Below are 20,048 nucleotides of genomic sequence, written 5' to 3' on the forward strand. Positions count from 1 at the left end.
CGTTCATCAATAGAAATAATAAAATCAATCATCCTAGTCACCTCACTTCTAGTTTACTACTTTGACTGATTTTGTCATTATGAATCTTGATTTCTGAAAACAAAGCTTTCTTCATGCGTTTGTCGTGCATTGCACTCCGATTATCTCTCGATTTCGACCTGTCCTGTTTGATAATTGACTTTTAATCCTTTTTGAATATTTGGAACAAAAACATTAAATTCTAATTGACCATCATCAGACTTTGCTTCTAAATGACTACCCTTTGCTAAAATATTAGAGCCTTCATAGATTAATGTCACACGGTAGCGGACCCGTTTATTTTGATCGAGTGCGCGTCGTACTAGCGTCTCATAATAATTTTGCCCCGTTGAATTGTCATCAGCAGCCTGATTAGCCCATGATAACTGGGTTGCAATGTTGCTTTCATTACTTGTGGAGGCATCAAATCCTTTAAGCCCACCCACTAAGGCGTAACCAATCAGGTGACCTCTGTCCACCGCATGGTCATATTGCCCAGACAAGCCATGTAATTGATGCCAACCTGCCGGTTTCCAGTTGGTATACCCATTACCCGTCTGATTGCGATCACGATATTGTCTAGTTGACTTTGCAAGGAGAGCATTTGCTACTGTAGGAACCTTACGTCCTTGGACTATTTTAGTTTGATTGTTAGCATATGGTGCACTAGATACTTTAGCATTTAAGTCCGTCTTATTCTCATTGATAATAAATGCTCCTGAACCATTCCAAGTAATCTTGCCAGCTATTTGATTTTTGACATGATTCGTCATGACTGACAATGCCTGAGCTTGACTTGGCGTATCTGGATTACTATAGGCATCTTTGATAAAAGGTTTCCCGTTCGTTTCACCAGTTACTTTTTGATAAACTTGCTTTATGGGATTACTATCAGCAAGTTGATTCGTTTTACTAAGATACGATCCTGCTAAAACAAGAAGCAACAGGATTACACTTATGCTACTTTTCCATTTTTTGGAAGATTTATTCACTCTTTTTCCTCTCATATAAAAAGTAGGCGAGAGCCTACTTTCCAGTAAATTTATTAATTAGTTCTGTCCATTTATCCACTGATAATATTGAGGTTGGGTGTTGACCATCCCCCATAAAACTATATCCAATCATTAATCCTAATGCTAAGAATAGGCAAGCTAATAAGGTAACAACAATAACTAGGACAATTTGCTTTAAGACATATCTCCATCCTTTTGTCATTTATTAATCCTCACTAACCCGTTGAATACTTGCTCCAAGCATTTTTAATTTTTCATGAAATTGATAATAGCCACGATCTAAATGACTTAATTGTGTCACAGTCGTTTTCCCCTTAGCAACAAGTCCAGTTAGAATTAGGGCTGCGCTAGCTCTTAAATCAGTCGACATAACAGGTGCACCTTGTAACTCATGCCCACCATGAATCATCGCTGTATCACGAAGTATTTCAGATTGTAAGCCCATACGACGCATCTCTTCTAAATGTTGGAAACGATTTTCAAATACTGTTTCAACCATTGTAGACTCACCTTTTACAGTTGCCATTAAAGCCGTGAATTGCGCTTGCATATCTGTTGGAAATCCTGGATGAGGTAGCGTTTTAACTGTTACAGGTTTTAATTGAGTTGTATCTGCAGTGACCCTGATTCCCGATTCTTCTTCTGTAACAGAGACACCCATTTCCATTAATTTTGAAATCAAAGGACGATTATGTTCCCAAACAGCATCCTTAACTAGAACATCACCAGATGTCATCGCTGCAGCTACCATAAAAGTACCTGCCTCAATTCTATCTTGTACAACGTCATGTTCGACCCCATGTAAACTATCAACACCTGTAATTAACAGTGTTTCAGTTCCAGCACCACGAACTTTCGCTCCCATTTTGTTTAATAGCTGTGCTAAATCAACAATTTCAGGCTCTCTTGCTGCATTTTCAATGGTTGTCACACCATCTGCTAGCGTTGCTGCCATCATTAGGTTTTGAGTTGCCCCAACAGATGGGAAATCCATATAAATAGTTGCACCTTTTAAGCGCTCTGCGGTTGCTGTAATATCACCATTTTTCTGAGTGATTTTTGCACCCATAGCTTCTAGACCTTTTAAATGCAAGTCAATTGGGCGACTTCCAATCGTGCAGCCACCTGGCATTGATACTTGAGCATGACCTTTTCTTGCTAAAATCGGCCCAAGGACAACTATTGAAGCTCGCATTTGACTAACGTACTCATATGGAGCAACATCTAAAATATCTCCAGAAGCATCCACAGTAACTTCATTTGATGATTCATTAAACACGACATCAATATCCAAACCTCTTACCACATTGTTCATTGTATAAACATCTGATAAGATTGGAACATTTCGTAATATTGTTTTTCCTTGTGATGGTAAAACAGTCGCTGCTAACAAAGGTAATACTGCATTTTTTGCACCTTCAATTACAATTTCACCTTTTAGTCTGGTTTGACCACCTTCGATAATGATTTTATCCAATTTCTTCTCCATTCTTCACCATTCACTAATACTAGAATTATAACATATTTTATATTTTGAATCTTTAACCAAACACCAAAAAAAGACTCTGTCCCATTTGAATCAATTCTAATATGAAATGACTTACTAAATAGCCCATGATGATAGCAATAAAGAAGACAAATAATTGAATTTTTCCTAAATTTTCAGTTCTATTTTTTATTAATTTCGACCAGTCAAATAACGACATCAATAATTGATAGCTAATACCAATAAAAAGTAAGTGACAAAACAAAGCTAATAATTTATTAATATATTCCATAAGCTTATTATATCAAAACAAGTACCGTAAGAGAACAACTTTAAACATAAAAAAATGACCGACTAGCTCTATTACAATCGTCACATTTCTAAAGTGAAACGACTGAAACAAATCTAGTAGATCAATTTTTATTTATTACCAACTTTTATACGGTTTAATGCACGTAATAATGCAACCTCTGCACGTTTAACTTCATGAATATCATTTGAGGTTTTAGCTTCCTCAATATCACGTTCGGCACGTTTTTTAGCACGTTCGGCACGACTGATATCAATATCACGCGCACGTTCAGCCGAATCAGCAACAATTGTTACGACATTATTTTTTATCTCAATAATTCCACCATTAATAGCGATCCAGTCCACGCGTTTGTCGTCATCTGTTCGACTAATTTTCATTTCGTGAATATCTAGTGGCGCAATTAAATTGATATGATGTGGTAATATCCCCATTTCTCCATCTGGTGTTTTAACAGAGATGAATTTAGCGCGATGGTCATATACAATTCCATCTGGTGTAACCACTTGTACAGCCATTTCTGTCATGATATCACCTCATTAATAGTTCATTTTTTTTGCTTTTTCAAGAACATCTTCAATTGGTCCTACTGAACGGAAAGCATCTTCTGGGATATTATCATGTTTACCATCAAGAATTTCCTTAAAGCCACGGACAGTTTCACCAACTGGTACATATGAACCAGGTTGACCAGTAAACTGTTCTGCAACGTTGAAGTTTTGTGACAAGAAGAACTGAATACGACGCGCACGTCCAACTAGAGTTTTCTCTTCATCAGAAAGTTCGTCCATCCCTAAGATGGCAATAATATCTTGTAATTCACGGTAACGTTGAAGAACACGTTGAACACCAGTTGCCACTTCATAATGCTCTTTACCAACAATTTCAGGTGAAAGAGCACGCGAGCTTGATGCTAGTGGGTCAACTGCAGGGTAAATACCAATCTGTGTTAATTTACGTTCCAAGTTAGTTGTTGAATCCAAATGGGCAAATGCTGTAGCTGGCGCAGGGTCAGTATAGTCATCGGCAGGAACATAAATTGCTTGGATTGAAGTAACGGATCCCTTTTTAGTAGATGTAATACGTTCTTGTAATTGCCCCATTTCAGTAGCAAGTGTCGGTTGATAACCAACCGCTGAAGGCATACGTCCTAATAAGGCTGATACCTCAGAACCTGCTTGCGTGAAGCGGAAAATATTATCAATGAACAATAGAACGTCTTGGCCTTCTACATCACGGAAGTATTCAGCAATTGTTAAACCAGTTAGGGCAACACGCATACGTGCTCCCGGTGGCTCATTCATTTGACCAAATACCATTGCCGTTTTCTCAATAACACCTGATTCTTTCATTTCACCATAAAGATCGTTCCCTTCACGAGTACGTTCTCCAACACCGGCAAAAACTGAAATACCACCATGTTCTTGTGCAATATTATGAATTAATTCTTGAATAAGAACGGTTTTACCAACTCCGGCTCCACCAAATAATCCAACCTTACCACCTTTCAAATAAGGTGCAAGAAGGTCAATTACTTTAATACCTGTTTCAAGAATTTCTGAAGATGTTGATAGTTCATCAAATGATGGTGCTTTTTTGTGGATAGGCTCACGTTTTGCATCTGATGCAAATGGCTCTTCCAAGTCAATGGTATCACCAAGAACATTAAACACACGTCCTAACGTTTCTTTACCAACTGGTACGCTAATTGCACGACCAGTATCTAATACTTCTAATCCACGTGTAAGCCCATCAGTTGATTCCATAGCGATTGTTCTAACCATTCCATTCCCAAGTTCAAGGGCAACTTCAAGAACAACTTTTTGTTTTTTATCGCTATCTTTATAAACTATCAATGCATTATTAATCTCAGGTAATGTTGTACCGTTATCAAACAAAACGTCAACAACAGGTCCAATAACCTGAGCAATTTTGCCTGAGCTCATTAATTTCTCCTTATTTAAGTTGAAAGGCAAGAACTTAAAAAATTCTATCCCTTTTAAATGTAATCAATCAGATAAACTATTAGCTAATCAACTAGTCATTGTTATGCAATCAATTGATTATTCTAGAGCGTTTGCCCCTGCAACAATCTCTGTAATTTCTTGCGTAATTGCTGCCTGACGTGCTCTATTGTATTGAATTGTAAGATCGTCAATAACATTTTTAGCATTATCAGTTGCAGTCTGCATTGCTGTCATCCCAGCAGCATGTTCTGCAGTTTTTGCATCAACAATGGCACCATAAATCAAACTTTCTGTAAATTGTGGTAATAATTGATTTAAAATCATATCACGACTAGGCTCCAATTCAAAACCATCAACCCCTTCTTCAGCAGCTTCTTCAGAAACTAAATCAGAAATAGGTAGCATTCTTTGAACACGGACCTGACTAGTTAAACTATTAACGTGATGATTATAACACACATATAATTCATCAAAAATTTCACTTTGATACATTTCAACTGACTTTTCAATAATTTTTCCAACTTCTTCATAAGTAGGCTGATCATTGAGTCCTCTGAGTTCAAAAGACACATTCATGCCTCTAGCTCTAAAGAAATCCGAACCAATACTTCCAATTGAAATAATCGAATAGTCTCCATCTTTATGGTACTCTTCAATCATTTCCAAAATTGATTTTAATATTTTTGAATTATAACCACCAACAAGTCCCTTATCTGAAGTAATGACAATATAGCCAGTTTTCTTCACAGGACGAGAAGCCAACATGGGATGATTTGTCCCTGGTGATAATTCTGATTTAAGAAAGTCAGTTGTAATCTGTCTAATCTTTGCCGCATAAATTTGAAAATTACGAGCTGCTTGCTCGGATTTCACAAGTTTTGCAGAAGAGACCATACGCATGGCACTAGTTATTTTACTTGTTTTCTCTGTTGAATTAATTTTATCTTTAATCTCACTTAGAGAGCCTGCCATACCAAAATCCTCCTATTTCTTATTTAAAGTTGGACTGATCTTTAAATGCTTGAATAGCATTATTTAATTCAGTTTCTTCAGGAAGATCTTTAGTTTGACGTATTGTTTCAAATAAATGATCATAGTGGGTGTCAAAGTAATCATACAATGCTTCTTCAAAAGCTAAGATATCATCAACTGGCACATCATCTAAGAAACCATGGGTTAATGCATATAAAATAACAACTTGCTTTTCAACTGGTAATGGTTTATGAAGTGGTTGTTTTAATATCTCAACAGTACGACGACCACGATTCAATTTTGCCTGAGTTGCTGCATCTAAATCTGATCCAAATTGCGTAAAGGCTTCTAATTCACGATAAGATGCTAAATCTAAACGCAAAGTCCCAGCAACTTTTTTCATTGCTTTAATTTGCGCAGATCCTCCAACACGAGATACTGATGATCCAGCATCAATTGCTGGTCGAATACCTGAATTAAAGAGATTTTCTTGTAAGAAAATTTGACCATCTGTAATTGAGATAACGTTCGTTGCAATATAAGCTGAAATATCCCCTGCTTGTGTTTCAATAAATGGTAAGGCAGTAATCGAACCACCACCTAGCTCATCTGAAACTTTTGCAGAACGTTCCAATAAACGGCTATGCAAATAGAATACATCCCCTGGATAAGCTTCACGACCTGGAGGACGACGAAGTAAAAGGGAAAGCTCACGGTAGGCTACTGCTTGCTTTGATAAATCATCATAGACAATTAAAACATGCTTGCCATTGTACATGAACTCCTCAGCCATTGCTACACCAGCATAAGGTGCGATAAAGAGTAACGGAGATGGTTGTGATGCAGATGCTGTCACAACAATAGTATAATCGAGAGCTCCGTATTTACGGAGGGTTTCAACTTGTGTTCTAACAGTAGATTCTTTTTGACCAATCGCAACATAGACACAAATCATGTCTTGTCCTTTTTGATTCAAAATCGCATCAATTGCAACCGACGTTTTACCTGTTTGACGGTCACCGATGATAAGTTCACGTTGACCACGACCAATTGGTACCAAAGCATCAATAGCTTTTAAACCAGTTTGTAGTGGCTCAAAAACTGATTTACGTTGCATGACGCCAGGAGCGGGTGTTTCAACTGGTCTAAATCCAGTCGTTTCAATATCTCCTAGGCCATCAACGGGCTGACCAAGTGGGTTAACAACACGACCAATTAGGGCTTCACCAACTGGTACTTCCATGATTTTTCCAGTACGTTTAACAACATCCCCTTCACGGATGCTTGAAAAATCACCCAGAATAATAATACCTACGTCATTAGACTCTAAGTTTTGAGCCATACCGAAGGCACCATTTGAAAATTCTAGAAGTTCACCGCTCATGGCATTATCTAATCCACGAGCCCGTGCAATACCATCACCAATATAGGTAACGACACCAGTTTCAGTGACATCGAAATTTGGCTGGAAGTTTTCAATTTGCTTTTTAATTAAAGCGCTAATTTCTTGTGCATTAATTGCCAAAAGTCACACCACTTTCTATAATAAATTCATTTTAAATTCTTGCAATTGACGACGAATGCTTGTATCAATTACCTTATTATTTACAGTTAAGATAAAGCCACCAATTAATGACTCATCTATCTTTTCAATTAAACAATCGGTTCTAAGACCGAACTTACTTTCAACAATTGCAATAACTTTTTGTTTTTGTTCTTCAGAAAGTGGAACGGTACTAGTTATTGTAACATCGAATTCTTTAGTCTCTTGAGCAATGACCGTGATAGTTTTTTTCAAAATCTCATGAAGTAAGGCTTCACGTCCATTTAAAATAATCAACTCAAGAAAATTATTTAAATACACTGAACTAGGATCTTTTAATAATCTGATAAGTTCTTGTTTTTCAGCTTGTGAAGCAGTTAAACTTGATAAAATAGTATCAAGTTTAGTCACATCAAAGGTTTCTAATAAAGCAAGAACATCTTGCTTTATTTGGTCAACAACTTGATGCTCATTAGCGACCTCAACAAGGCTTTTTGCATATTGCTCTACAAGAGCCTCTTCCTTTTTGGTCATTAAGCTTCTCCTAAATCATTAAGATAACCATCAATTAGCTTACTTTGAGCTTCTTTATCAAGGTTAGTTCCCATAATTTTTTCTGCCAGAAGAACTGATAAATCTGACATTTCTGCTTTCACACTTGCTATAGCCTCTGATTTACTTTGGGCTATATCAGATTCAGCTTTTTCTTTAAGTCGACTCGCTTCTTCAGAAGCTTCGGCAACAATTTTGTCACCTTGTGCTTGTCCAACTTCTTTTGCATCAGTAATTATCTGACTAGCTTCTACTTTAGCACCAGCTAATTCCGTTTGACGTTGATTTGCCAAAGACTCAGCTGCTAATCGAGCATTTTCTGCACTATCAATATCATTTGATATTTTTGCTGCTCTTTCATCTAAAATACCAGTAATCGCACCCCATGCAAATTTCTTTAGTAAAAGATACAAAACAAGAATTGAACCTGATACTAAAATAAAATTTCCAATAAGTTCACCAACTGTTAATTCCATAACGGTTCTCCTTTCTTATTCTTCTTCTTCGTTTACTTTTTTACCAAGGTACATAGAAATTAACTTAGTAAAAACATAAGCTTGCACACATGAAATAAAGACTGAGAATGCTACCCAAACAATATTCAGTGTCATTGCAACTGGAAACCAAAGGACGTTTGTTGCTATCATTTTCATCAATAAGCCCATAACGACTTCACCGGCAAAAATATTACCATAAAGACGAAGTGCCAATGATAGAACATTTGTAACTTCTTCCAAAAGATTCATCGGAGTCATAATTGAAGGTGATGCAAAACGTTTTAAATATGGAATAAATCCACGTTGACGAATCCCTTCAACCTGACAAATAATGGAAATCAAAAGTGACAATGCTAAGTCAAAACCCACATTTGCAGTTGGTGACGTCCATAAATTCATCTTATGTGTAGTTTCCAACTTAGTAACTAATCCTAAATTATTAGCTACCATTACGAATAGAAAAACTGTAAAAAAGAAAAGAGCATAACGATTTCGAAAAGGCTTTTCGACATGTTCATCAGTCACTCCAGATACAAAATCTAGTAGAAACTCTAAAATTGTTTGTTTACCTTTGGGTCTAATCGCCATATGTCGGCTAGCTGAATATACAAATGCAAAAATAAGTGCTATAGAAATAACACACATCGCAAGCAGGGTCAAATTGAAGGTCACTGGACCTAATGTCAGTGTTGGAGTAATTTCTTCCAACTTCTTCCCCCCCTTTTATTCATTTCGAAAGATTAAACACGTTTATTTAGTTACAACGCTGTTTAAATCTTTATTTCATAAACTTCAGCCCTATTTTAAGATAAATGCCATTGCAAGTGTTACGAAGAAAGTACCTTCGATAAATGCAATTCCCAAAATCATAATTGAACGTAACTGATTAATGATTTCAGGTTGACGAGCAGCAGATTTGAAAAGATTTGCAATCAAGAAACCTTCTCCTAGAGATACACCAAAACAGGCAAATGCCAATGCGAAAATAGGATTCATAATAGAATTCTCCTTAAAAATTTTTTTTACTTTGCTATTCTATTCCTTAATATAAAGAATGTCAACACAAATTTGTAGTTGAGTGTGCTTTATTGAACCATTACTTACCAAAGCTCTAATTAATGACATTTTCCGTCAATTAAAGCAACTAATAGCTATCCTCATTATACCAGTAATAGAATCGTTTATCAAAGATTGCCTTTTAACAGAAAAACGACTTTCGCCGTTCTCTGGTTTTATCAGATTTTTGATAACTACATTATTTTTCTAACTGCCAAATTTCTTTAGCATACTCTGTTATTGTATCATCTGATGTGAATTTATCAGATGTTGCAATGTTGGCTAGACTCATTTGAGCCCAACGTTTTTTATCACGATATAAGTGATCAATTTGTTCTTGTGCAGCAATGTATGATTTTAAATCTTCTAATAAGAAGTACTCATCATTGTGCGTGATTAAAGCTTCATAAATTTCTATTCCTTCATACTGACAATTCGGAATCGTTCCATTGACAAAGCTGTCGACGATACGACGGATTGTTGCATTGGACTCATATAAACCACGCGAGAAATAATCATGTTTAGCATAATGGTCATAAACAGCATCCTTATCCATACCAAAGATGATAATATTTTCATCTCCGACTTCATCTTTGATTTCAATGTTGGCACCATCTAGAGTAGCTAGAGTGAGGGCACCTGTCATCATGAATTTCATATTTGAGGTCCCAGAAGCTTCTTTAGAGGCTAGTGAAATCTGTTCTGACACGTCAGCAGCTGGAATAATTAATTCAGCCATGCTAACATTGTAGTTTTCAAGGAAAACCACTTTTAGTTTGTTTTGAAGACTTTGATCATTGTTGACAAGATTGGCTATTTCATTGATAACTTTAATGACAGATTTGGCAAAATGATAACCCGGCGCTGCTTTTGCCCCAAAAATAAAGACTCTTGGAACCATATCTAAATCAGGATTTTCTTTCAAGTCTAAATAAATCTTCATGATGTTTAAAACGTTTAACAATTGACGCTTATAGGCATGAAGACGTTTTACTTGAACATCAAAAATAGCATCTGTCGATAAGACTACTCCTGTTTTATCAAGGACATACTTCGCTAATCTTTCTTTAGCCACTTGTTTGACTTGATAGAAATCGTCCAGAACGGCTTGATCATTTTGATATGCCGACAATTTACGTAATTGGTGAATGTCTTTACGCCATTCCTTGCCTATCGTCCGGTCAATTGCTGCTGATAATTCAGGAGCTGCAATTTGTGTCCACCTTCTTTGAACAATCCCATTGGTTTTGTTATTGAATTTCTCAGGATACAAGGTATAGAAATCCTTTAAAGTATCTCTTTTCAATAACTCCGTGTGGAGTTTCGCAACACCATTAACTGAATGCCCACCAATAATGGCTAGGTTGGCCATGTGAACCAGATTATCTTTAACGATGCGTGTATTTTCAATAATATCAGGACGGATACCTTTTTTAGCCATTTCAGCAACAAAACGGTTATCAATCTCTAAGATAATTTGGTAAACACGTGGTAAGACATTTTTAAAGAGATCAGTATCCCATTTTTCAAGTGCTTCTGACAAAATCGTATGATTTGTGTAACTCATTGTCTTAATCGTTGCTTGCCACGCCTCTGCCCACTCCAGTCCATAGTCGTCAATTAATAGTCGCATAAATTCTGCTGGGGCAACAGCTGGATGGGTATCATTGATATGGACAGATACTTTTTTATGAATCTCTTCTAATGGTAACCCTTGCTTAAGATAAGATTTTATAATGGTTTGCAATCCAGCACTTGTCATGAAATATTCTTGGATCAGTCGTAACTCTTTTCCATCATAACTCGTATCGTCAGGATATAAAATGGCTGTAATATCCTGAATGCGCCGTCTTGACTCCAAAGTTGGATAATCTAATTCGTATTCCTCAGGAATTTCAACATCCCAAAGACGCAAATTATTAATGACATCATTTTCAAAACCAATTTGTGGCACATCGTATGGAATGGCATTTAAGATTTGTGCCCCCTCGTAGACAGGTTTTAATTTACCATCATCGTCAGCTTTTAAGTAAACATTCCCAAATAATTTTACTGTAACAATACCATGATCTTTTCTGACTTCCCAAACATTCCCGCGTGAGCCAAACCAAGCATCTGGTAATTCTACCTGGTAGCCATCAATGATGCGTTGCTTGAATAAGCCGTATTGGTAGCGTAAGCCATTACCAAATCCTGGATAACCTGTCGTTGCAAGTGAATCCATAAAGGCAGCTGCTAAACGGCCAAGCCCACCATTTCCTAAAGCCATATCGTGCTCAGCATTTTTTACCTTTTGGAAGTCTATCTCTAACTCATTAAATGCTTCTTTGGTTAAATCTAATAGCCCCAAATTTAATAGATTTGTTTCTAACATGCGACCTGGTAAAAATTCAATTGAAAAGTAATAAGCAACCTTTTGCTTATTATCTGTCAACTGACGATTGCGATCAATCCAAGTATTGGTATAATATTTTTTGACCAATTTTGCCAAGGCATAGAATAATTCTGAATCACTAGCAGCGGGTATTTTAGTTAGTTGTTCCTCGTGTAAGGTATTTTTAAAATCCCGTATAAATTGTTCTTTTGTGACTTGCATTTCTCTCTCCAACAGATCATTACATTAAACTATTATATAGTTTTAAATAAACAAGACTGGCTGTTTTCCATGAAAAATCACTGGTCATCGCATTTTTCTGAATAGTTTTCCAATCTTCTGGTTGATTCTTATACACATCTAAGGCATAAAGCAAGGTATTTGTCATCCAATAACCCGTAAAATGATTGAAACCAAAGCCAGTACCAGATTTGTCATAAACATTGAAGGGTTTGACCGTATCCTTTAAACCACCAATTTCATGAACAACTGGTATCGTACCATATCGCATGGCCATCATCTGTGATAAGCCACAAGGTTCAAAAGCACTAGGCATAAGGAACACATCTGAGGCACCATAAATTTCTTGAGCTAATCCTAAATCGAAGGTAATATTAGCTGATAATTTTTCTGGATATTGCTGTGCAAACCATAAAAAGGCTTCCTCATATTGATGGTAACCAGTTCCAAGAAGAACAATCTGCAACTCTTGTTGTAATAAATTATCTAGTTCTTCAACGACTAAATCAAATCCCTTCTGGTCAGTTAACCGTGACACAATCCCAATCAGTGGTACTTTGTCATTGACCGGTAAACCGACACGCTTTTGCAAAGCTGCTTTGTTAATGGCTTTCCCAGATAAATCTGAGACAGAAAATGGTTCTTTAAGGTAAGGGTCATTTTCAGGATTTAATAAGTCAGTATCAATTCCATTCACAATACCAGATAACTTACCAGATTCCATCCGCATGATGTGATCTAAACCTTTACCAAAAGCAGGGGTTTGGATTTCTTGAGCGTAAGTTGGTGATACAGTTGTTATACGATCAGCATATAAAACTGCTGCTTTCATCCAATTGAGGCAATTATTCCAGCGAAGCGTCCCATCATCGTAACGGTCACTCCCTACTCCAAATAAATCACCGAGCATTTCTGGCCCAAATTGACCTTGAAATTCAATATTATGGATGGTAAAAACTGTTTTAATTTGCTTATAAGCATCAATCCAATGATATTTCTCTTTTAATAAGAAGGGAATCATTGCAGTATGATAATCATTAACATGAATAATATCTGGAATAAAGCCAATTTTTTCCATTGCTTCTAAAACTGCTAATTGGAAAAAGGCAAAGCGTTCACCGTCATCCCAATCACCATAGACATGACCTCTAAAAAAATAATATTGGTTGTCAACAAAGTAAAAAGTGACGTCATTTTCAATTAGTCTTTTAATGCCTACAAATTGGTGGCGGTAACCGACGTTGGTATAAAATTGAGTGACCTCTTCAATTCGATCTGAAAATTTTGCATCAACCATATCATAATATGGCATGATAACAGAAACGTCATGACCATTTTTTACTAAGGACTTAGGCAATGCCCCAATAACATCGCCTAAACCACCCGTTTTAGCAAAAGGTGCACCTTCTGCTGCTACAAATAAAACTTTCATTTAATATGATCCTCAATAACTTGACTACCTTTTGCGACTACAAGTGGCTTATCTGGTGTGCCTTTGATAGTAACACCGGCTGCAATAGAAACTGATTTATCGATAATTGCGTATTCTATTAGAGCATCTTTACCAATTGTAACTTTTGGTGAAATAATACTATTTTTAACAACTGCTCCTTCTTCCAGGTAACAATTTCGAGAAATAATTGAATTATTTACTGTTCCTTTAATCACGGAACCAGATGCAAACTGTGAATTATTGACAGTTGATGTCTTAGCAAAGTATGTTGCCTCTTCATTTTTTACACGTGTATAGATCCTTTGGTTGGAATAAAGTAATGAATAGAATTTGTGGGGCTCCAACATATCCATATTGGCATCATAATAAGATTTTACTGAATGGATATTAGCCATATAACCTGTATATTCGAATGCTAATGCCCCCTCATCAACAGTTAAATCTCTCAATAAGAAACGTAATTTTTTAGGATGTTCTTTTTGAGCTTCTGCTTCCATCTTTTCAATTAACCAATTAGTATCAATGATGTAGATACCTGCAGACATTTTTTCAATGCCTTCTTTTTCATGAACACTACTTCTTCCAATTACAGTATCAGTTTCATCTATTTCTAAAATATCATTTTCTGGCGAAATTGATGACACTGGCGTTTTTTTATAGACAGCCGTGATCTTACGATGATTGGCATTGTGTAAGTGAATAACTTGCTCTAATTCAATATTACATAAAATATCACAGGACATATAAATGGTTTGATCTGAACCAGAACGTTTTAAATATGTTAGGATTTGCTCATAATAATCGCCGTCTGCTTCTTGGTCATTTTCTTTAGTGTTGTAAAATCCTAAGAAGTAATGGCTTAATAATGAATTTAGCCCCCATTCACGTCCACTTCGAATGTGGTCAAAAACAGAACGAATATTTTCTCCTCGGAAAATACCATAAATACTTCTGATTCCTGCATTTGCTAAATTTGACAGATGGAAATCGATCAAACGGTATTTCCCATCAAATGGTAAGTTGGCTAATGGACGTTTGTCTGTCAATCCTTCCATTTCAGGAAAACCAATGGCACTACCTAAGATTGCTGAATATTTATCACTCTTCATTTGAAACCCCCACAATTTCATTATAGCCTACAACTTGAATCTCATCACTTCCATCAATAACAACATTACTACCAATAACAGCACCTTCACCAATAATAGCCTTATAGATTTTAGCACCTTCACCGATGGTTGCGCCACTCATAATAAATGAATCTTTGATCTCAGCATCTTTTTTAACTTGGACATTAGCGGATAAGATAGAATGCTCAACTGAACCTGTTACAAAGCACCCATCAACGACTAAAGAATCACTTACTTTTGCTTCTTCAGAAATAAAGTTTGGAGGTGCAATATGATTTTTTGAGTAAATTTTCCAAGAGCGATCACGACTATCTAATTCATTGTCCTCAGCAACATATTCCATGTTTGCTTCCCACAATGATTCAATAGTACCGACATCTTTCCAGTAACCCGCAAAATTATAGGTATAAACACGTTCACCAGATTCTAAATAAGCGGGTATGACATTTTTACCAAAATCTGACATATCAATATTATTCTTCTCAGCATCGACGAGCATATTTCTTAACCGTTTCCAGTCAAAAATATAAATACCCATTGAAGCCTTGCTTGATTTGGGATGCTCTGGTTTTTCTTCAAATTCAACAATGCGATTGTTTGTATCTGTGTTCATAATCCCAAAACGACTTGCTTCTTTCAGGGGAACATCAATAACTGCCACTGTTAAACTTGCCAGATTATCTTTATGAGTTTGGAGCATGTCATCATAGTCCATTTTATAAATATGATCACCAGATAAAATTAGAACGTATTCAGGATCAATACTATCAATATAATCAATATTTTGATAGATGGCATGACTAGTCCCTTGGAACCATCTATTGCCTTCTGTTGCTGAGTAGGGTTGTAAAATTGTAGCACCAGTATCAATACCATCTAGGCCCCATGAAGACCCATTCCCAATATGACTATTCAAAGCCAGAGGTTGATATTGTGTGATGACCCCAACATTATGAATTCCAGAATTGGCACAGTTTGATAGGGCAAAATCGATAATACGATAACGACCACCAAATTGCACGGCAGGTTTAGCAATATTTTGAGTCAATTTTCCTAAACGGGTACCTTGACCACCTGCTAGTATAAGTGCTAACATTTCATTTTTCATGTAATTTCCCCCTTTGGTTTTCAAAAAAACCAATAACAATTGATTAGCAAAACATTATTTCAACTCTGGTATCATCTTCTCTTAATCCGTCGTTTGACTTTCCAAATACTTGCACCTAAAGCTGGTAGTGTAAAAGTCAGAGTCTCTTGATAAGATTTCCATTGTTCTTTTTCAGTTGTCTTGATTGGATTATGTTCTTTCCAGACTCCTCCAAATTCAAGCATTTCTGAATTAAATATTTCTTCATATTGACCTACCAGAGGCACACCAATAGTAAAATTGGGGCGCTCAACAGGTGTCATATTAAAGACACAAACTAATAAATCTCCCTTATCATTCTTACGACAAAATGAAAGAACAGATTGATCCACATTATCTGCATCAATAATGTCTATCCCGTCATAGGTTTCATCGTTCTGCCACAGACTATTATTGTCTTTGTAAAATTGATTTAAGGTCGCTGTGAAATGTAACATCTTTCGGTTAAAGTCATCATTTAAGTTATCCCAAACTAACTGATCATCGAATTTCCACTCCAAAAATTGACCAAATTCTGATCCCATAAAAAGTAATTTTTTCCCTGGATGACAGATTTGATAAGTCAGAAGATTTCTTAAACCTGAAAATTGATGATAACGATCCCCCCACATTTTATGCATCAAACTTTTTTTACCGTGTACCACTTCATCATGAGAAAATGGTAAAATAAAATGCTCATTGAAACAATACATAAAACTAAAGGTTAGTAAATTAAAGTGATATTTACGATAATAAGGATCTTCTTCATAAAATCTAAGGACATCATTCATCCAACCCATATTCCACTTATAATCAAAGCCAAGACCGCCTTCTGAAATAGGCTTAGTTATTGGAATATCAGATGTTGCTTCTTCTGCAATCATCATAACATCGGGATAGATTCCTTTAATGACCTGATTAAGCTTTTGCAAAAATGCAATTGCTTCTAAATTATGATTACCACCTTTACTATTGGGTTGCCATGGCCCTTGATCGTAATCAAGATAGAGCATATTGCTCACGGCATCCACTCGTATTCCATCTAAATGATAAGTCTCTATCCAAAACATTGCACTTGAAATTAAGAAGGATTGAACTTGATTTTTACCTAAATCAAAGTTTAATGCACCCCAACCATAATTATTAGCTCTATGAATATCTTGGTATTCATAGGTAGGTGTCCCATCAAAATAAGCTAATGCATCATCATTTTTTGTATAGTGACCAGGCACCCAGTCTACTAATACGCCAATATTATTGAGATGACATTCTTCAACAAACTCTTGAAAATCTTCTGGATTACCAAAAGTTGATTCAAATGCAAAATAACCCATTAATTGATAGCCCCAACTCATGTCCAAAGGATGAGCCATCAATGGCATGAATTCCACATGCGTATAATTCATTTTCTTTAAGTAAGGAATCAGCTCTTCCTTTAAGTCTTTAACCTGATAAGGTTGACCATCTTGCTTATGTTTCCATGAATTTGCATGCATTTCATAGATCGAAACGGGTCGCTTTTTAAATCCAAACCGTTTTCGCCGACCCATCCACAATCCATCTCGCCATTTCTTATCAGGAAGTGTCTTTACTTTAGCACCAGTTCCAGGACGATTTTCAAAAGTAATGGCTACTGGATCAATTTTTTCAACAACTTGTCCACCTTGTCTCTTGACTAGATACTTATAAATATGATTTTCTTTGGGTAAATTAGTTACAACCTCCCACACACCAGCTGAATTGACCTCCATTGGAATAGGATTTTCAAACCAGTTGGTAAAATCGCCAATTAAGCTTACTTCTTTAGCATTTGGTGCCCAAACTCTAAAGACATATGCTTTTTCACCATTATGACTTGTTTCATGTACACCAAAGTAATCTTGAATATGAAAGTTTTCCCCAGTACCAAAAGTATATAGATCTAAGTCATTTGTCATTACATCACCCTTTCTCGCTTTAATCAGATGATAAGAATGAATTTGATAGCAAAAAACCTGAATTAGTCAGGTTTTTCTGTGATATCAAGGATCATGGCTGTCAAATTATTAATAATTAAATCATTATTCTGAAAGCGCTTATCATTAGATATGATTATATCACTATATTTCATCTCTTGCAAACGTTTACCGTAAATACTGAAAATAAATTGATATTTTTTTGAATTTTTTATCGTAAAGCTGATAAATCCACTACCTTTGGTGGCGCTCTCAATATATACATGACGCCTTATTTCATCATACGATGAAAATGAAAATAAGTCTGATTTTGTTTTCAATAAAATCAATTTTTTCACAAAATTTATAGTATCTTTTTCAAAAGTAATTAAATTCCAATTCACCTGATTGACGTCATCAGAGGCATTATAAGAATTCATTGCGCGATGTTTGTCTTCTTGGGTTAATTCATTTTTAGGACCTGTTGCAACTAATTTTGTTCGTAAAAACTCTTGTCCTAATTGCATAAAACTCACACCCTGCATTACTAAATTCATTGCAGTTGCTAATTGGACTCTCTTAGTATGGATGATACTGCTATCATTCGCATTTAATTCCAAAAATAAATCATTAAGATTATAATTATCATGTGCTTCAACATAATTAATGACCTGGTTTGGACTTAAATAAGAATTCAATTCGTCACTTCCTAAAAAGGCTTTGGCAAGAATGTCTTCCGTTGCTGCTCCAGAGACAAAGCCTTCAACAAATGCCCCATAAACTTCTGCTCCTTTAACGGCATTGCGTTGTGTATCATTGAAAAAACCAATGCCAGGCATTAGGTGAGCATTTTCCTTTTTTGCTTTTTCATGACTGGCCAAACCTGTTCCCATATCCCATCCCTCACCATAAAGAATAATTCGTGGGTCAATCTTGTCAACAACCTGTCGAATTTGGTTCATCGTTTCGACATCATGTAATCCCATTAAGTCAAAGCGAAAACCATCTACATTATATTCATGAATCCAATATAAAATAGAGTCAATCATATATTTTCGATACATTTCTTTTTCACTTGCTGTCTCGTTACCACATCCCGAACCATTTTGAAAGGTCCCGTTTGGATTCATTCGGTAATAATAATCTGGAACAGTTAATTGAAACGCTGAATCTCGAGAAGAATAGGTATGATTAAAAACGACATCGATAACAACATTAATTCCAGCATCATGATAGGCTTGAATAGCTTCTTTTAATTCTAAAATACGGCTGGCTGGCTCATGAGGATTACTTGCAAAACTAGCTTCTGGAACATTAAAGTTTTCAGGATCATAGCCCCAATTATAGGCATAATTTCCATCGTCATTTAGACTCTGATGATGATCAAAAATCGGCTGCAACTGGATATGTGTGATTCCCAAATTGGTGACATAATCAAAACAAGTCGCATCACCATGGATATTCTTAGTTCCTCTTTCAAAAAGACCTCTAAATTTCCCTCTATTTTGAGGAGTCACCCCAGAGGTTTCAGAGGTTGAAAAATCTCGAACATGCATCTCATAAATAACGGCTTGGTTGGGATTGTCTAGACGCCAAGTTGCCTCCTGATTTTGTTTAACTGAAAAACCTTCAGGTACCAAATGCTCTGGATTAATGACTATAGACCTGCGACCATTGGCGGTCGTTGCAATTGAATAGGGATCTCGTGATTCTACAAATGTTCGTTTCCTATAGTGAACACGGTAAACATAAGACTGATAATTATGATCACCATATAAGGTTACTTCCCAAACGCCATGTCTATTGAGAAAATGATTGTCTGGATTAACACATTTTCCACGCGCCATATGGTAAACCCTATGGACACTAGCATTTTCGTCAGTCGAATCATAAAGAACTAGATCAACCCGTTCAGCTGTTGGAGCCCACAATCGAAAACTGGTTTGATTTTCTAGGTAACGATAGCCAAGCCAACCAGAAAACCCCCACTTTTTATCAAAACGACTACTATTAATAGCCATATCGTAAGAATGAGCGTTGCGGATGCGATAGTGATGACTAGAGACAGCTGCTTGTCTGGAATAATAAAGAGTAGAATCCCCATCAACAATCCAAACTTCACTTTTATCTAGGCCATACTCTCTTTCAATTCGATAATCAATAGTTTTATGCTTCCAAAATTGATCCTTTACGATAACATAGGCATGACTTAAGAAATAGGGAGCTTGATAATCCAGAACGGCAACTGCCCCAAAACTATCATATCTTGAAAAATAAGCATCCTGTCCCAGTTTCCCATCTTGCCACTGCCATAAACTCAAGTCGAAATAGCGTCCCGATTGACTGTGATAATGAATAATGACAGTGTTTCTCATCA

General features: G+C 36.2%; 18 protein-coding genes. All 18 read right to left on the bottom strand.

Annotated features, from left to right (window positions below; all coding sequences use genetic code 11):
* Nucleotides 1–140 precede the first annotated feature (140 nt).
* Entirely contained in the window at nucleotides 141–1,025 is an 885-nt protein-coding gene (locus ACVRZD_RS01205) for a DNA/RNA non-specific endonuclease (protein ID WP_037626939.1), read from the bottom strand.
* A 19-nt stretch (nucleotides 1,026–1,044) separates the two neighbouring features.
* Nucleotides 1,045–1,233, bottom strand: coding sequence for a DNA-directed RNA polymerase subunit beta (locus ACVRZD_RS01210; protein WP_037626941.1), 189 nt, complete (start codon nucleotides 1,231–1,233; stop codon nucleotides 1,045–1,047).
* 3 nt (nucleotides 1,234–1,236) lie between these two features.
* Nucleotides 1,237–2,508 carry a UDP-N-acetylglucosamine 1-carboxyvinyltransferase gene (gene murA, locus ACVRZD_RS01215; RefSeq protein ID WP_447450185.1) on the bottom strand — a complete coding sequence of 424 codons (1,272 nt, stop codon included), beginning with the start codon at nucleotides 2,506–2,508 and terminating at the stop codon, nucleotides 1,237–1,239.
* 64 nt (nucleotides 2,509–2,572) lie between these two features.
* Nucleotides 2,573–2,809 carry a DUF1146 family protein gene (locus ACVRZD_RS01220; RefSeq protein ID WP_037626942.1) on the bottom strand — a complete coding sequence of 79 codons (237 nt, stop codon included), beginning with the start codon at nucleotides 2,807–2,809 and terminating at the stop codon, nucleotides 2,573–2,575.
* 128 nt (nucleotides 2,810–2,937) lie between these two features.
* Nucleotides 2,938–3,354, bottom strand: coding sequence for a F0F1 ATP synthase subunit epsilon (locus ACVRZD_RS01225; protein ID WP_037626944.1), 417 nt, complete (start codon nucleotides 3,352–3,354; stop codon nucleotides 2,938–2,940).
* 12 nt (nucleotides 3,355–3,366) lie between these two features.
* Nucleotides 3,367–4,773, bottom strand: a complete 1,407-nt coding sequence (atpD, locus tag ACVRZD_RS01230; RefSeq protein WP_037626946.1) for a F0F1 ATP synthase subunit beta — start codon at nucleotides 4,771–4,773, stop codon at nucleotides 3,367–3,369.
* A 117-nt stretch (nucleotides 4,774–4,890) separates the two neighbouring features.
* Entirely contained in the window at nucleotides 4,891–5,766 is an 876-nt protein-coding gene (locus tag ACVRZD_RS01235) for a F0F1 ATP synthase subunit gamma (protein WP_447450186.1), read from the bottom strand.
* 19 nt (nucleotides 5,767–5,785) lie between these two features.
* Entirely contained in the window at nucleotides 5,786–7,291 is a 1,506-nt protein-coding gene (gene atpA / locus ACVRZD_RS01240) for a F0F1 ATP synthase subunit alpha (RefSeq protein WP_447450187.1), read from the bottom strand.
* A 15-nt stretch (nucleotides 7,292–7,306) separates the two neighbouring features.
* Nucleotides 7,307–7,843, bottom strand: coding sequence for a F0F1 ATP synthase subunit delta (locus ACVRZD_RS01245; RefSeq protein WP_037626951.1), 537 nt, complete (start codon nucleotides 7,841–7,843; stop codon nucleotides 7,307–7,309).
* Nucleotides 7,843–8,337, bottom strand: a complete 495-nt coding sequence (gene atpF, locus ACVRZD_RS01250; protein WP_037626953.1) for a F0F1 ATP synthase subunit B — start codon at nucleotides 8,335–8,337, stop codon at nucleotides 7,843–7,845. Before atpF ends, ACVRZD_RS01245 begins: the two co-directional genes overlap by 1 nt.
* A gap of 15 nt (nucleotides 8,338–8,352) precedes the next feature.
* Nucleotides 8,353–9,066, bottom strand: a complete 714-nt coding sequence (gene atpB / locus ACVRZD_RS01255; RefSeq protein ID WP_037626956.1) for a F0F1 ATP synthase subunit A — start codon at nucleotides 9,064–9,066, stop codon at nucleotides 8,353–8,355.
* Nucleotides 9,067–9,156: 90 nt separating this feature from the next.
* A complete protein-coding gene (locus tag ACVRZD_RS01260; RefSeq protein ID WP_037626958.1) occupies nucleotides 9,157–9,354 on the bottom strand; it encodes a F0F1 ATP synthase subunit C in 198 nt (65 codons plus the stop codon).
* A 259-nt stretch (nucleotides 9,355–9,613) separates the two neighbouring features.
* Nucleotides 9,614–12,010 (bottom strand): glycogen/starch/alpha-glucan phosphorylase, encoded by a 2,397-nt coding sequence (locus ACVRZD_RS01265; RefSeq protein ID WP_037626961.1) that lies wholly within the window; start codon nucleotides 12,008–12,010, stop codon nucleotides 9,614–9,616.
* Nucleotides 12,011–12,029: 19 nt separating this feature from the next.
* On the bottom strand, nucleotides 12,030–13,460 hold the full coding sequence (gene glgA, locus ACVRZD_RS01270; protein WP_037626963.1) for a glycogen synthase GlgA: 1,431 nt from the start codon (nucleotides 13,458–13,460) through the stop codon (nucleotides 12,030–12,032).
* Nucleotides 13,457–14,590 carry a glucose-1-phosphate adenylyltransferase subunit GlgD gene (gene glgD, locus ACVRZD_RS01275; RefSeq protein ID WP_037626964.1) on the bottom strand — a complete coding sequence of 378 codons (1,134 nt, stop codon included), beginning with the start codon at nucleotides 14,588–14,590 and terminating at the stop codon, nucleotides 13,457–13,459. The genes glgA and glgD overlap by 4 nt, the downstream gene beginning before the upstream one ends.
* Nucleotides 14,580–15,719: a glucose-1-phosphate adenylyltransferase gene (locus ACVRZD_RS01280; RefSeq protein ID WP_037626966.1), complete on the bottom strand. Its 1,140-nt coding sequence runs from the start codon at nucleotides 15,717–15,719 to the stop codon at nucleotides 14,580–14,582. The genes glgD and ACVRZD_RS01280 overlap by 11 nt, the downstream gene beginning before the upstream one ends.
* Before the next feature lie 71 nt (nucleotides 15,720–15,790).
* The gene (glgB, locus tag ACVRZD_RS01285; protein ID WP_447450188.1) at nucleotides 15,791–17,674 is read right to left on the bottom strand and encodes a 1,4-alpha-glucan branching protein GlgB; all 1,884 of its coding nucleotides are present in this window, start codon (nucleotides 17,672–17,674) and stop codon (nucleotides 15,791–15,793) included.
* 62 nt (nucleotides 17,675–17,736) lie between these two features.
* Nucleotides 17,737–20,046, bottom strand: a complete 2,310-nt coding sequence (gene pulA / locus ACVRZD_RS01290) for a type I pullulanase (protein WP_198777487.1) — start codon at nucleotides 20,044–20,046, stop codon at nucleotides 17,737–17,739.
* Nucleotides 20,047–20,048 lie beyond the last annotated feature (2 nt).

The organism is Streptococcus hongkongensis, assembly GCF_053206145.1.